The 13,179-nt window shown below is 41.3% G+C and carries 14 protein-coding genes; 10 read left to right on the top strand and 4 right to left on the bottom strand.

Going from position 1 to position 13,179, the window contains the following annotated elements:
• Window positions 1-215 precede the first annotated feature (215 nt).
• From MHI46_RS15255 to MHI46_RS15240, 4 genes are all read left to right on the top strand, one after another.
• The gene (locus MHI46_RS15255) at window positions 216-1,433 is read left to right on the top strand and encodes an NAD(P)/FAD-dependent oxidoreductase (RefSeq protein WP_024423350.1); all 1,218 of its coding nucleotides are present in this window, start codon (window positions 216-218) and stop codon (window positions 1,431-1,433) included.
• A gap of 135 nt (window positions 1,434-1,568) precedes the next feature.
• Window positions 1,569-1,694 carry a YuiA family protein gene (locus MHI46_RS15250; RefSeq protein ID WP_158333015.1) on the top strand — a complete coding sequence of 42 codons (126 nt, stop codon included), beginning with the start codon at window positions 1,569-1,571 and terminating at the stop codon, window positions 1,692-1,694.
• A gap of 81 nt (window positions 1,695-1,775) precedes the next feature.
• Window positions 1,776-2,096, top strand: coding sequence for a YuiB family protein (locus tag MHI46_RS15245; protein WP_039181171.1), 321 nt, complete (start codon window positions 1,776-1,778; stop codon window positions 2,094-2,096).
• A gap of 99 nt (window positions 2,097-2,195) precedes the next feature.
• Window positions 2,196-2,840 carry a 3D domain-containing protein gene (locus tag MHI46_RS15240; RefSeq protein WP_039181168.1) on the top strand — a complete coding sequence of 215 codons (645 nt, stop codon included), beginning with the start codon at window positions 2,196-2,198 and terminating at the stop codon, window positions 2,838-2,840.
• 40 nt (window positions 2,841-2,880) lie between these two features.
• Here MHI46_RS15240 and MHI46_RS15235 read toward each other — a convergent pair whose 3' ends face one another.
• Complete coding sequence (locus MHI46_RS15235; protein WP_024423347.1) at window positions 2,881-3,357, bottom strand: divergent PAP2 family protein; 477 nt, start codon at window positions 3,355-3,357, stop codon at window positions 2,881-2,883.
• Between the two features lie 324 nt (window positions 3,358-3,681).
• On the opposite strand from MHI46_RS15235, the gene MHI46_RS15230 reads away from it, so the two are divergent.
• The 3 genes from MHI46_RS15230 to MHI46_RS15220 all read left to right on the top strand — a co-directional run bounded on the left by MHI46_RS15230 (window position 3,682) and on the right by MHI46_RS15220 (window position 7,578).
• Complete coding sequence (locus MHI46_RS15230; RefSeq protein WP_047203324.1) at window positions 3,682-5,172, top strand: leucyl aminopeptidase; 1,491 nt, start codon at window positions 3,682-3,684, stop codon at window positions 5,170-5,172.
• A gap of 141 nt (window positions 5,173-5,313) precedes the next feature.
• Window positions 5,314-6,642 carry a Na+/H+ antiporter family protein gene (locus MHI46_RS15225; RefSeq protein WP_059375941.1) on the top strand — a complete coding sequence of 443 codons (1,329 nt, stop codon included), beginning with the start codon at window positions 5,314-5,316 and terminating at the stop codon, window positions 6,640-6,642.
• Between the two features lie 159 nt (window positions 6,643-6,801).
• Entirely contained in the window at window positions 6,802-7,578 is a 777-nt protein-coding gene (locus MHI46_RS15220) for a sporulation protein (RefSeq protein WP_059375939.1), read from the top strand.
• 39 nt (window positions 7,579-7,617) lie between these two features.
• Here MHI46_RS15220 and MHI46_RS15215 read toward each other — a convergent pair whose 3' ends face one another.
• The 3 genes from MHI46_RS15215 to MHI46_RS15205 all read right to left on the bottom strand — a co-directional run bounded on the left by MHI46_RS15215 (window position 7,618) and on the right by MHI46_RS15205 (window position 10,807).
• A complete protein-coding gene (locus tag MHI46_RS15215; RefSeq protein ID WP_058838089.1) occupies window positions 7,618-8,214 on the bottom strand; it encodes a biotin transporter BioY in 597 nt (198 codons plus the stop codon).
• Between the two features lie 116 nt (window positions 8,215-8,330).
• Window positions 8,331-9,467 (bottom strand): alanine dehydrogenase, encoded by a 1,137-nt coding sequence (gene ald, locus MHI46_RS15210; protein WP_034282594.1) that lies wholly within the window; start codon window positions 9,465-9,467, stop codon window positions 8,331-8,333.
• 110 nt (window positions 9,468-9,577) lie between these two features.
• The gene (locus MHI46_RS15205) at window positions 9,578-10,807 is read right to left on the bottom strand and encodes a PucR family transcriptional regulator (protein ID WP_039181162.1); all 1,230 of its coding nucleotides are present in this window, start codon (window positions 10,805-10,807) and stop codon (window positions 9,578-9,580) included.
• A 407-nt stretch (window positions 10,808-11,214) separates the two neighbouring features.
• Between MHI46_RS15205 and MHI46_RS15200 the strand changes: the two genes are divergently transcribed.
• The 3 genes from MHI46_RS15200 to essB all read left to right on the top strand — a co-directional run bounded on the left by MHI46_RS15200 (window position 11,215) and on the right by essB (window position 13,171).
• Window positions 11,215-11,508, top strand: coding sequence for a WXG100 family type VII secretion target (locus tag MHI46_RS15200; protein ID WP_003213769.1), 294 nt, complete (start codon window positions 11,215-11,217; stop codon window positions 11,506-11,508).
• A 95-nt stretch (window positions 11,509-11,603) separates the two neighbouring features.
• Window positions 11,604-11,843 (top strand): EsaB/YukD family protein, encoded by a 240-nt coding sequence (locus MHI46_RS15195; RefSeq protein WP_003213579.1) that lies wholly within the window; start codon window positions 11,604-11,606, stop codon window positions 11,841-11,843.
• 14 nt (window positions 11,844-11,857) lie between these two features.
• Window positions 11,858-13,171, top strand: coding sequence for a type VII secretion protein EssB (essB, locus tag MHI46_RS15190; protein WP_342502911.1), 1,314 nt, complete (start codon window positions 11,858-11,860; stop codon window positions 13,169-13,171).
• Window positions 13,172-13,179 lie beyond the last annotated feature (8 nt).

Genomic DNA, 13,179 nt, shown 5'->3' with positions numbered 1-13,179 from the left:
GCAGAACTCGCTATTATTGTTAAGGGAACTAAATATTAATTTTTTATGAATTTTTGTCGGATACGGTCAAATGCTTTCGTTTTATGTAGGTGAAAGTTCAGATTTTCACATACTTATTTTTTTGTTTAAATTTCATAAAATGCCGCAAAGCGGTTGAGAATAACGATATGTAATTCTTTATCCGTTTTACAGCAAATTTAAAAAAGGTGGATGTGATTCCAGTGAATAAACCGAAAATCGTTGTATTAGGTGCAGGTTATGGCGGATTAATGACTGTAACAAGATTAACAAAACAGCTTGGCACAAATGATGCGGATATTACTCTTGTGAACAAGCATAATTATCATTACGAAACAACATGGTTACATGAAGCAAGTGCAGGTACACTTCATCATGACCGCTGTCGTTATCAAATCAAAGATGTGATTAACAGTTCCCGTGTCAACTTTGTACAAGCAACAGTTGAAAGCATTGATAAGGAAGCGAAGAAAGTTGTGACATCAGATGGCGAACTTTCTTATGATTACCTTGTTGTTGCACTTGGTGCTGTTCCTGAAACATTTGGTATTGCAGGACTGAAAGAATACGCATTCTCAATCTCTAACATCAACTCTGCTCGTCAGCTTCGTGAGCACATCGAGCTTCAATTTGCTACGTATAATACGGATGCTGAAAAACGTCCAGAGCGTTTGACGATCGTTGTCGGAGGCGCTGGATTCACAGGTATTGAGTTCCTTGGTGAGCTTGGAAACCGTGTGCCTGAGCTTTGCAAAGAGTATGACATTGATCAAAAAGACGTGCGTATCATTTGTGTAGAAGCTGCGCCAACAGCTCTTCCTGGATTCGATCCAGAATTGATCGACTATGCGATGAACTACCTTCAAGGTAAAGGTGTTGAGTTCAAAATCGGTACAGCGATCAAAGAATGTACGCCTGAAGGTATCATTGTTGGAAAAGACGATGATACAGAAGAAATCAAAGCTGCAACTGTTGTTTGGGCTGCAGGTGTACGCGGTAACCCAATCGTTGAAGAAGCTGGTTTTGAAAACATGCGCGGCCGCGTAAAAGTTTCTCCAGATCTTCGTGTACCAGAAAATGATGATGTCTTCATCATTGGTGACTGTTCATTGATTATCAATGAAGAAATCAACCGTCCATACCCACCAACTGCACAAATCGCTATGCAGCAAGGTGAAACAGTAGCGAAAAACCTTGCAGCACTAGTAAAAGGCGGTTCTCTTGAAAGCTTTAAGCCAGACATCAAAGGAACAGTTGCTTCTCTTGGTGAACACGACGCTGTAGGTGTTGCGTTTGGTAAAAAACTTCAAGGAACAAAAGCTTCTGCAATGAAAAAAATCATCGACAACCGTTCATTATTCATGGTTGGCGGACCAGGACTTGTTCTGAAAAAAGGAAAATTCAAGTTCTTCTAAACCGATATAGACAAAAACGTGTATCCCTGTGGTACACGTTTTTTCATGTTTGACGGAATATTTTCTCACTTGGTACTGGACAGAAAAATATGTTATGATGAATTATCAGAAAATTTAGATTAAGGAGTGAGCAAAATGAATGCACAAACAAAGGAAAAAACATCAGCCTGTCAATATTGTTCAGGAAAAGGGTATTTTCAGCTATTGCTCGGCGGATCTGAAACGTGTGAGGAATGTAAAGGGACAGGAAAGAAGCGTTAATCGATCTGCTTTTTCCATTGATTGACTTCATCTCTATTTCCAAGTTAAACTAATGATGGGATATTTGGGGGTGGAGATGAAGTGATCAGTTTACCAGTCGTTATCATTTCAGTTATTTTATTTTTCGTGTTATTCTTTGGCATTGGTTTTTTGCTCAATATGCTGCTGAGAATGTCATGGATTATGGCTATTTTATATCCAATTGTATGCCTTTTCATTATTAACAATCAAAAGATGATCGCCTATGTAAGAGAGCCTGGTACTGCTTTTTCAGGAATAGGAGACCGAATCGTCTCACTCGCTGCGGCAGATATCATCATCTTATTAAGCGGCCTGATCGGTGCGATCGCATCAGGTTTTGTCATTAATGCACTTCGAAAAAGAGGGTATCAAATGTTTTAACTCACTTGTGGACACGCAAGTGGGTTTTTTTGTTTCTCCTTTGCATAGTTTCCATTTTGTTTGGAAACAAATAGATGGGTAGAGGAGTGACAAATAGAGATGAAAACATGGATGAAACGATTGTTCATGACAGCGCTATTCATGATTGCACTTTTGACAAGCTTTACGGGCATATCTGGAGTCGAACCAAGTGATTTAGCTGCGTGGGTGAAGGAGACCGATGCGGGCAAGCAAGTATCTTCTTTTTTTCAGCAGCCAAAAAGGGAAACGATGGCACTCAAAAGTGAAGACATGCGATCTGTTTCTCTCGAAGAGGCGTTTAATTGGAACGATTACCCGAAGCAGAAGGTTGTGGCAACCGGCTATACAGCAGGTGTGGAATCAACAGGCAAAACGAAGGAACATCATGCATATGGCATTACATATTCAGGCGTCAAAGTGAAACGTGATTTATATTCAACAGTGGCAGCCGACCCATCCGTTTTTCCGATTGGAACGGTGCTGTTTATCCCAAACTATGGCTACGGTGTCGTTGCAGATACCGGGAAAGCGATTAAAGGTCATAAGCTTGATTTATACTATGAAACCGTTGATGATGTGTATAGAGAATGGGGTAAAAAAGTGCTCGATGTGTATATCATCAAAAAGGGTGAAGGGACGTTAACGGAAAAAGACTTAAATCAGCTCAATGAAGCAGAATCGATGCAAGTATTCCGTCAGCAGTTTCAAGCCAATAAAGAATAAAAAAGCTTTGGGCCATTTAAGGTCCAAAGCTTTTTCGCTTCTACATGAAGTAATAATCTAAGATGAGTGTCAGCAAGATCCCTGTTAAACCGCCGAAGAAGACTTCAATCGGCTTATGACCAAGAAGCTCTTTTAATTTCTTTTGCTTTTCTTTTTCTTCCGCATTTGGGAAATTCTTTGCTTCGGAAACAAATCGGTTAAAATCTGTTACGAGCTTGTTGAGAACAGTCGCCTGTTCTCCTGCCTGTCTGCGAACGCCTGTCGCATCAAACATAGTAATAATGGCAAAGATGGCGGAAATGGCAAAGATAGATGTATCTAGCCCGTGCTCTAAAGCCACTGCTGTGGAGAGTGCTGTTACTGCTGCGGAGTGTGAACTTGGCATTCCGCCTGTGCTTGTAATGAGCGACCAATCTAGTCGTCTAGAAATAATAAATTGAATCGGTACTTTTACAAATTGTGCAAAAAAGATGGCTGCTAGGCTGGCAAGCAGCGGAAAATTCGTCAGTACGCTCATGAACAAGAAACATCCTCTCTTTAAGAAAAAATATCGTGCAAAATGATGAACTAAAAATCCTAGTATGATGAAAAAATGATAGCAGTAAAAAATGCTGCCAAGTCCATGTTCATTATAACATTAAAGAAACTAGATGTGGAACGAGGAGAACACGGACAGGCTGCTTAGGTTTTCGGCGCTTTTTCATGATGCCCTTCCACGTGTGAAAATATAAATGTTCATCAAGTAAAGACAGACTGGCAATGATCGTATAGGCACGCAAATTTTGATATAATAGAAGTTCCAATGTGAAAAATGGAGTTCATTAAGGAGCGTGTGATAAATATGTTTTTCTCGACAAATGAATTGCAGCATAAAGATACACTGGCGATCGGACTTTTTCAAAAGAGCCAATTATCAGGAAAAGCAAAAGAAATGGATGAATTACTTGAAGGAAGAATCACTGAATTATTAAAAGAAGGCGACATTTCATCCAAACGAAATCAGCTTTCGAAGTTTTTCCCATCCCCTGAAACAGGCATCAAACGCATTTATTTTGTCGGGCTTGGGAAGGAATCAGATTACACGTTTGAAGAGGCAAAAGAAGTGTTTGCCCATTTATTTAAAAAGCTTCATCAAGATAAAAAGCAAGCGGTTTCTGTCTTGCTGGATACGTTTATTGGAAAGGATCTGCCTGCTCAAGATGCAGCCCATGCCCTGTCTGAAAGCTGCCTTTTAGCTACATATGAATTACAGGATTTTAAACATAAAACAAATGAACCAGATCGCTTTATCGAGTTTGTTTATGCAACGACGGAGCATGATCAAGCTGAAATTCAGGCGAGTCTGAAAGTCGGCGAAGTGTACGGACAGTCAGTCAATTCGGCCCGTACCCTTGTGAATATGCCGCCGAACATGCTCACATCCTCTGATCTCGCTTCGTATGCGGCAGAGCTTGCATATAAATATGAATTTGAGATTGAAATTTTAGATAAAGAACAAATGGAAGAGCTCGGAATGGGCGGTATTTTAGCCGTCAATAGAGGCTCAACCGAACCGCCAAAACTCATCGTGCTGAAATACCAAGGCAAGGAAGAATGGACAGACGTCATCGGCCTTGTTGGTAAAGGCATCACGTATGATACCGGCGGCTACTCTTTAAAGCCAAGAGCGAGTATGGTTGGCATGAAAACAGATATGGGCGGCTCAGCCTCTGTTTTAGGCGCAATGGAAATCATCGGAGAACTTCGCCCAGAGCAAAATGTCATTGCGGTCATCGCCTCAACGGATAATATGATTTCCGCAGACGCTATGAAGCCGGATGACGTCATTGTGTCACTAAGCGGGAAAACAATCGAAGTGCTCAATACAGATGCAGAAGGCCGTCTTGTTTTAGCAGATGGGGTGACATATGCGAAGCAGCACGGTGCCTCTGTCCTTGTAGATGTGGCCACATTAACAGGTGGTGTCATTGTGGCGCTTGGAAATGAGACAACAGGCGTAATGACCAATAACGATGAGCTGTACGCTCAGTTTAAAGAAGCATCAGAAGAATGCGGTGAAATGATCTGGCAGCTGCCAATCACGGAAAAAGATAAGAAACGAGTACGAAACAGCAAAATGGCTGATCTCAATAACTCACCAGGCCGTGATGGTCATGCGATCATGGCAGGTGCTTTCATTGGTGAATTCGCAGAGGATACGCCTTGGGTTCACTTAGATATTGCAGGAACTGCAACAACAGAAAAACCTTCATGCTTTGGGCCAACAGGGGCAACAGGTGTGATGGTAAGATCACTTGCTACATTTGTGGAACGATTTGAAGGAACAAAATAAAGGATAGGGCTCTGCCGGATGGCAGAGCTTTTTTTATGTAGGACATACGCCATTTGACGAAGTTTTTTTTCTATGGTAACATACGTTGGTACTTTAATTATCTACTACATTAGTAAACTAAAGGATTTCGGGGGTTTCACCATGAATGCAGTTGTTTTAGCGGTTGTTTTAATGTTGATATTAAGCTTGCTGCGGGTCAATGTCGTGATTGCGCTGGCAATAGGCGCTTTAGCTGGCGGACTTGCAGGTGGATTAGGCTTGGGAGGAACAGTGAACGCCTTTACGGACGGACTCGGAGGAAATGCAACCGTGGCGATTAGTTATGCGTTATTAGGGGCATTTGCTGCGGCACTGACGAAAACAGGTCTACCAGATGCTATGGTTGAAGGAGCAGTGAAGCTTCTAGGAAAAGAAGGGGATTCAAGACGGAAAACACTATCAAAAGTGCTCATCGTTCTTGTCATTTTGATCGTGTCCTGTTTTTCACAGAACGTCGTTCCTGTTCACATTGCCTTTATCCCAGTCTTAATTCCGCCGTTATTAAAGGTGTTTAACGAGCTTCAGATTGACCGCAGACTGCTAGCGTGTGTCATTACCTTCGGACTCACTGCACCATATATATTACTTCCAGTCGGTTTTGGACAGATTTTCCACGGAATGCTTCGTGACAATATGAAGGAAGCGGGTCTGACCGTAAACCTTGCAGATATTCCGTATGCGATGCTGATTCCTGTAGCAGGAATGGTTCTTGGCTTGATCGTTTCCATTTTTGTCTATCGAAAGCCGAAGGTATATGAGAATCGTGAAATTACAGATGTAGAGAAATCGGCTTATACGAAAAAAAGCTTATTCTTTGCCGGTCTTGCTATTCTCGTTTCGTTGATTGTCCAGCTTTATCTATCGCAAAGCCTTGGTGTGGAAGGAATGATCTTCGGTGCACTCGCAGGACTGCTTGTCTTGTTTGTGACTGGAATGATGAAACGCGATGAAGCAGATGAACTCATTACATCTGGAATGAATATGATGGCATTTATCGGTTTTGTTATGCTTGTTGCCGCTGGGTTTGCCAACGTTTTAACAAAAACAGGAGACATTGAATCTCTTGTCAAGGCATCTTCCCAATTTATCGGCAACAGCCAGAGCCTTGCAGCGATTTTAATGCTGCTTGTCGGCCTGCTTGTGACAATGGGGATCGGATCATCATTTGCAACGATTCCGATTATTACAACCATCTTTGTTCCACTTTGCTTACACTTAGGATTTAGTCCAATGGCCACCATTGCCATTATTGGCTCTGCTGCGGCTGTTGGAGATGCAGGTTCACCTGCAAGTGACAGTACGCTTGGACCAACATCTGGATTGAATATGGATGGACAGCATCACCACATTTGGGGAACTTGTGTCCCGACTTTTATCTATTATAATATTCCGCTTGTTCTGTTCGGCTGGCTGGCGGCGATTATTCTGTAAAATGAAAAGCTTGTAGAGAAAACGATGATGTTTTTTCTATAAGCTTTTTTGTTGTTCGTAGATGAAAAAATAATTAGGACAAAAGTATGAATTAAATGAATCTTTCTTCCTCTATCTTACGTATATATGCTGATAAAAATGAAAAGGGGAAGATGGGATATGTCATTTTTTAAAAAGCTAGCGGCAAGTGCTGGGATTGGTGCAGCGAAAGTAGATACCATTTTGGAGAAAAACGCTTATTATCCAGGACAAGAAGTAAAGGGAACTGTCCATGTAAAGGGCGGGAAAATCTCTCAGGAAATCCGTCATATCAATGTTAAAATTGAAACACAGTATGTGATTGTAAAAGATGATGAAGAGCGTAGAAAATATGCCAACATCCATTCTGTCCGGGTGGCGGATTCTTTTACCATCCAGCCTGGAGAAAAGCATGAATTTCCGTTTTCATTTATTCTTCCTATTGATACCCCGATGACGATCGGAAAAGTAGAAATTGCAGTGGAGACAGACCTTGATATCCAAGGCGGAATCGATAAATCTGACTATGACCGCATTTTCGTTGAAGCACATCCTTGGGTGAGAAATGTACTGGAGGCCACTAGAAATCTTGGCTTCCACCTGAACGAAGCAGACTGTGAGCAAGCACCTTACTTTCAGCGGCGCCTGCCATTCGTCCAAGAATTCGAGTTCATTCCGACATCAGACTACTATCGCTATATGCTTGATGAGCTAGAGCTGATTTTTCTGATAGATGAAGGCGGCTTGGACATTGTTTTTGAAGTCGACCGCAGAGCAAGAGGCCTAAGAGGATGGCTCGAAGAGATGTATAATGAAGGAGAACAGCTTGCGCGCTACCGCTTCAGTCCATCAGATCTTGAAAATGTAGAAGTGCTTGAAGGAATGCTAGAACAAATCATAGATCAATACGCTGAGTAACGATGAAAAAAGAGCCTGAATGATGACAGGCTCTTTTTTCTATGATACAGCTTCTTGTTTTCGAAAGGATGTGGCTTTGGATACAGAGCGATAAATTTTAGGTGCCAGCATGGCAAGTAATATAGTCAATGCGTAGTCTTTTACCATAAACCAGATCATAAAGAACCATGTGGTTTGATAGGAAATCGGTGCATTGAGCCATACATTTAATGCGAGGTATGTATAGGTCGTTCCAATCACATACATCACGGTCGTACCAGCAATGGCTGCAAGCAAAAATCGGCCAAAGCCAGGGCTTTTTCTTTTTTCCAGAATGAATCCGGCAAGCCAGGCAGCAGGGATGTATGATAATACAAAGCCGCCGCTTTTGCCTAAAATGACCCCAAAGCCCGCAGAGAACTGAGCAAATACTGGTGCACCAGCAATTCCAACCAAGGCATAGACAATCATAGCTAATGCCCCGAGCCGTCTGCCTAGTAAGAGACCGGCAAGCACACAAAAAAACGGCTGCATCGTAAGTGGAATTCCGCCGACTTGTAAAAACGGCACAATGGATGTGATATTGGCCCCGATAGCCATGAGTGCAGCAAACATTCCGACTAGCACAAAGTCAGCAGTTCGTGTCTTCTTTTGCATGATGTTTCCCCCTGTCTTATCTGTACAAATAGATTAAGGGGAAGAAGAAATTTTGTCAACTTGTTTTTATTTAAGGTTAACAATAAAACCCGCCCATCAAGAGGGCGGGGAGTAGATTAAGCTTCGGTCATAAAAGTGGCATCGATGGCTTTGCTGACAGGTACGTAATCATAGCCGAGATCACGAGCAACCGCTTCGTACGTGATATGTCCGTTCATGACATTGACGCCTTCTGCGATGGCGTTGTTTTCTCTAATGGCTTTAGCAGCGCCTTTATTCGCAATTTGCAGTGCATATGGAACAGTGACATTCGTTAACGCAACAGTTGATGTCCGCGGAACCGCACCTGGCATGTTGGCGACAGCATAATGCAATATGCCGTGTTTTTCATAAGTAGGTTGGTCATGGGTTGTGATATGATCAATGGTTTCGACAATGCCGCCTTGATCAATCGCTACATCTACAATGACAGAACCAGGTTTCATTTGTTTCACCATTTCTTCTGTCACAAGTGTCGGTGCTTTGGCACCAGGAATCAGCACAGCACAAATGAGAAGATCTGCTTCACTGACTGAATCTGCAATGTTGACAGGGTTGGACATTAACGTTTTCATTTGATGGCCAAATTGGTCGTCCAGCTGACGCAGGCGTTCTGCATTTACATCAATCAGGGTGACATCTGCGCCAAGTCCGATTGCCATTTTCGCTGCGTTTGTTCCAACAACTCCGCCGCCAATAATGGTGACCTTTCCTCTTGATACCCCTGGTACACCTGCAAGTAAAATACCCTTTCCGCCTTTTGGCTTTTCTAAAAATTGTGCACCAATTTGAGCGGCCATTCTGCCTGCTACTTCAGACATAGGTGTGAGAAGAGGGAGTGATTTTCCGTCCGTTACGGTTTCATAAGCAATGGCTGTAACGCCTTTTTGTTTTAATGCTTCAGCCAAGGAGGGCTCTGCGGCTAGATGCAGGTACGTAAATAAGATGAGTCCTTCTCTGAAATAAGGATATTCCTCAGGTAATGGTTCTTTTACTTTCATGATCATATCAGAAGATGCCCATACATCTTTCGCCTGATCAAGAATCTCTGCACCAACAGATACATAATCGTCATCAGTGAATCCGCTTCCAAAACCAGCGTTTGTTTCAATTAAAATCTGATGTCCAGCTGAAAGCAATTGAGAAGCTGCTCCTGGTGTTAATGCCACTCGGTTTTCATTGTTCTTAATTTCTTTCGGAATGCCGATGATCATGTTTATTCCTCCTATGCTTATCTATTGATATTGTATGTCTAGTGTATCCTGAAAGTTTAGAAAATTCTTCGGTTGAAATAAAAAATAAAAAAACGCCTCTTTGTGAAATTTCACAAATGGACGTTTTTTAGCTTCATATCAAGGTATATGGTCATTTTCTCATTCATGTTTTTTAAATCAATTTCTGCGATGTCTGTAATCCGTTTTAATCGATAATTTAATGTATTGATGTGGATATTTAATTGCTTTGCGGCAATATTGGCATTGCTGTCACAGTCAATAAACCGTTCAAGTGTTTCGACGAGGTTGGAATGATGCCTCAGGTCGTAATCCTCCAGCTTCGATAAAGAGTAACTGGAGTAAGAAGAGCCCTTTCGCTTCTCAGCAAGCACATCAAGGTATTGATAAATGCCTAGTTCAGAAAAGCTGTTTAAACGTTCTGTTTCAACTGGAAAGCGTTCTTTCGTTTTTAATACAGCCAGTGCTTCTTTATAGGAAGGCTGAATTTGAGAGATGTTATCGTAAATTCCTCCAATTGCTGCCTGAACATGCTGAATATGATACCGGTCCGCAAGCTGCTGCAGCATGCCGCTTGTGAATTGTTTAATATCTTGAAGTGGATGTTCTGTTTTTGGTGAGACAAGAATAATGAATTCGTGAAAATCAACAGTCGTTAACAATACCTGTACTTGCTGTGTTGTTTCAAGCAGATAGGACAGCTTTTTTTCTGTCTCCTCTGTGAGTTCGTCACGAAGACGGAAGATGATGATGGCATATGTGTCTGGACATCTGATGCCAAGTCTTAAAAAAAGGTCAAGCATCTCATCCTTTTCATGAATATGACCCGTGAGCATTTTCCAGAAAAGCTCCTGATTGCGTTCCTCTGTTTTCGTTTTTCGAATTTGTAAATTGAGTAATTTGTTTTTCACGGCATGTGCTGCCATTTTGAGAAGGTCCATTTCTTCTTCTGAAAATGGCTGCGTAGATTCAATCGCCCAAATAAATCCGAGCACTTCTTTATCCTTCCAGATGGATATGGCGACCCTGCTAGATAAACCCACCTCTGCAATTTGAGGGACACGAAGCGGTTCGTCTGTTTTAAGGAGTGTAGGAATGATGCCGTCCTTCCAAAGCCGATTGATGACTTTTTCCGGTACCCGGCGGGAGATAATGGTTGAAGTTCTGGCGGGATCAGTAAAATCATTGTGTGTACTATATGCCAATAATCGATGATGAGTATCTTCTATAGTAATAGGGCAATTGAGCACATCACTTATTTGGTCTGCCACATCCTCTAAACGATCAAGACTATACTTAAACGGATCTGTCTTTTTTGTCATAAAAAACCCCTGCTTTTTCGAATATTTCACGTACTTACATTATGAAGAGAATGAGGTACGTAAATCAACAAAAAACTGCCATAAACTTAAAAAAACAAAAAGTTGTGAGAAGCAAGCAAGTGGATGTTGAAGCACGATGAAAAAGAAATAGTACAATAATAACGTAGTAAAAAATCAATAGGCGGAAAGGTCCACCGAAGTCGGTGGATACTTATTAAGAATATATGACCAAAAAACTGTTAAATACTAGATAAAAAGCGAAAAACCAGTAATTCTATAGACTCATTTTGTAAAATAAAAACAGATTTGTTTGACTGTGTATCATTTCTGTTTTTATAATAATAACGTCAAAAAATAAGTGGATTAGCCCATTATATGGCGGCTATGCACGGGAGGTAATGAGGAATATGTCAGGAATTATTCGCGTAACCCCAGAAGAACTAAGAGCGACCGCTAAGCAATATGGTGTTGAAAGTCAAGAAGTGTTAAACCAAGTTGATCGTCTAAATAGAATGATCTCTGATTTAAAAGGAATGTGGGAAGGTGCTTCTAGTGAAGCATTTGCTGATCAATACGAACAGCTTAAGCCTTCATTTATCAAAATGTCTGATCTATTAACAGATGTCAGCAATCAGCTTGATCAAACGGCAAATACACTTGAAAGCACTGACCAAGACATCGCAAGCCAAATCCGCGGCTAATCAAGGGGATTTCCTTTCTAAGTGTGAAAAGCAGAAACAGCGCCGAGTCTGTCAATGGATGCCGGCGCTCTTTCTATTTTGTGAGGTGGAAATTTGTGTATATCGATATTACCATCGACTTAAAAAATTATGATGGCAGTGTGTTTGATTTGAGACTATCAAATTATTTACATATTAAACAAGTCATCCATATCGCCTGGCAGGCAAAACAAATCTCGCTTCCAAAGCGGGAAGGCGGATGGGTGCGAGTAGTCAATAAGAAAGCTGTGTTTTCAGGCGAATATAAGCTGTCAGACTGTGGAATTACCACAGGAGACAGGCTGGAAATACTATGAAAGGACTTTTGTAAATGGCAGATAAAAAGAGTTCCTATTTAGAAGAACAATTAGAAGCAGTCATGAAAAAAGAGGGAGGCACCTATACCTTTATTTTTCAAAAAGAGACAATTAAACTCTTAGACGGTTTAGAAGCGGCACCGATCAAAGACATCAACCCTTCATTTCAGAAAGAGATTCAATTAACTGAAGATGAGGTCATCATTTCTATTCAACCGCCTCCTGCCTATCAGGAATTTCGTTTCATCCATGCAAAGGATGAAAAAAGCAAATGGATTTTTTCATACCAGCTTGTCGATGCAGTTCTTAAACACGACGTGAAGCGGCTGCATCCTATTGTTTCTCCTGAAAACATTGTTTTTCATCAAGGCTTAGCTCCTGCATTTTTGCATTATGGAGTCAAAGAAAGCATCCCGCCATATGAAACTGATGAGCATCGCCTGTTAAAAGAGGTCAAGGCCGTCGTTCTTCGAGTGGTTGACCATGAATATCAATTTCAAGAATATGTGGCTTACAATGAAACGTTGAAATTATCTGAGCTGGCAAAAGAAATTAGTGAAACGAAGTCGCTGGAAGAATTGTCAGCTTTGATTGAGCAAAAGATCAAAGCAATCGATACGAAAGAAAAAACGCTCTTAACCATCCCTAAAAAGAAATGGAAGATCGAGCGATACATTGGACTAGGTCTGCTTGTCCTGTTAATCCCTGCATTGGTGTACACCATTTATACCTACTTTTTTGCCATGCCAAAACAAGAGGCATACGTCGAGGCAAACAAATATTATCTCAACAAGCAGTACAGTCAAGTGGTGGATACGTTAGAGAAATATCCAGCCAATAAAATGCCAGTCTCTCTTCAATATGAACTGGCCATTTCGTATGTACAAACGAATCAAGGCAGCCTCTTACTTGATCAGCATAAAAAAGAAATCACAGAAACGTACACATTACAGACAGATCCGCAATACTTCCTATTCTGGATTCATATTGGACAAGGCAATAGCAAGGAAGCACTTGATATTGCACGGGTGCTTGGAGACGACAGGTACATATTCACGGCACTTGTCGCCTACCGCAATGAAATTCAAAACGATGACAGCCTTTCTGCTGAAGAAAAACAAAAACAACTGGATCCAATCATTAAAGAAATGGCGAAATATGAAGAAAAAGAAACAACCGAGACAAGCACAAGTGACTCCTCGAGCGCAAGCCAAACAGATGAAACAGCTGAACAAAAAGAGCAGTCAAAAGCCGATCAAGAGAAAAAAGAGAAAGAATCTGAAGCGAAAAAGAAAACCTCTCAGACAAAAAAAGATGAGAAAAAATAATTCTTTCG

The organism is Bacillus sp. FSL K6-1000, from assembly GCF_038630785.1.
Taxonomy (GTDB): domain Bacteria; phylum Bacillota; class Bacilli; order Bacillales; family Bacillaceae; genus Bacillus; species Bacillus safensis.
This window is presented reverse-complemented; position numbering and strand designations above follow the sequence as displayed.

Coding starts and splice junctions, on each gene's coding strand:
- essB (WP_342502911.1), top strand. CDS start 11,858: ATGGCAGATAAAAAGAGTTCCTATTTAGAAGAACAATTAGAAGCAGTC.
- MHI46_RS15205 (WP_039181162.1), bottom strand. CDS start 10,807: ATGACAAAAAAGACAGATCCGTTTAAGTATAGTCTTGATCGTTTAGAG.
- MHI46_RS15200 (WP_003213769.1), top strand. CDS start 11,215: ATGTCAGGAATTATTCGCGTAACCCCAGAAGAACTAAGAGCGACCGCT.
- MHI46_RS15220 (WP_059375939.1), top strand. CDS start 6,802: ATGTCATTTTTTAAAAAGCTAGCGGCAAGTGCTGGGATTGGTGCAGCG.
- MHI46_RS15225 (WP_059375941.1), top strand. CDS start 5,314: ATGAATGCAGTTGTTTTAGCGGTTGTTTTAATGTTGATATTAAGCTTG.
- ald (WP_034282594.1), bottom strand. CDS start 9,467: ATGATCATCGGCATTCCGAAAGAAATTAAGAACAATGAAAACCGAGTG.
- MHI46_RS15250 (WP_158333015.1), top strand. CDS start 1,569: ATGAATGCACAAACAAAGGAAAAAACATCAGCCTGTCAATATTGTTCA.
- MHI46_RS15230 (WP_047203324.1), top strand. CDS start 3,682: ATGTTTTTCTCGACAAATGAATTGCAGCATAAAGATACACTGGCGATC.
- MHI46_RS15240 (WP_039181168.1), top strand. CDS start 2,196: ATGAAAACATGGATGAAACGATTGTTCATGACAGCGCTATTCATGATT.
- MHI46_RS15235 (WP_024423347.1), bottom strand. CDS start 3,357: ATGAGCGTACTGACGAATTTTCCGCTGCTTGCCAGCCTAGCAGCCATC.
- MHI46_RS15215 (WP_058838089.1), bottom strand. CDS start 8,214: ATGCAAAAGAAGACACGAACTGCTGACTTTGTGCTAGTCGGAATGTTT.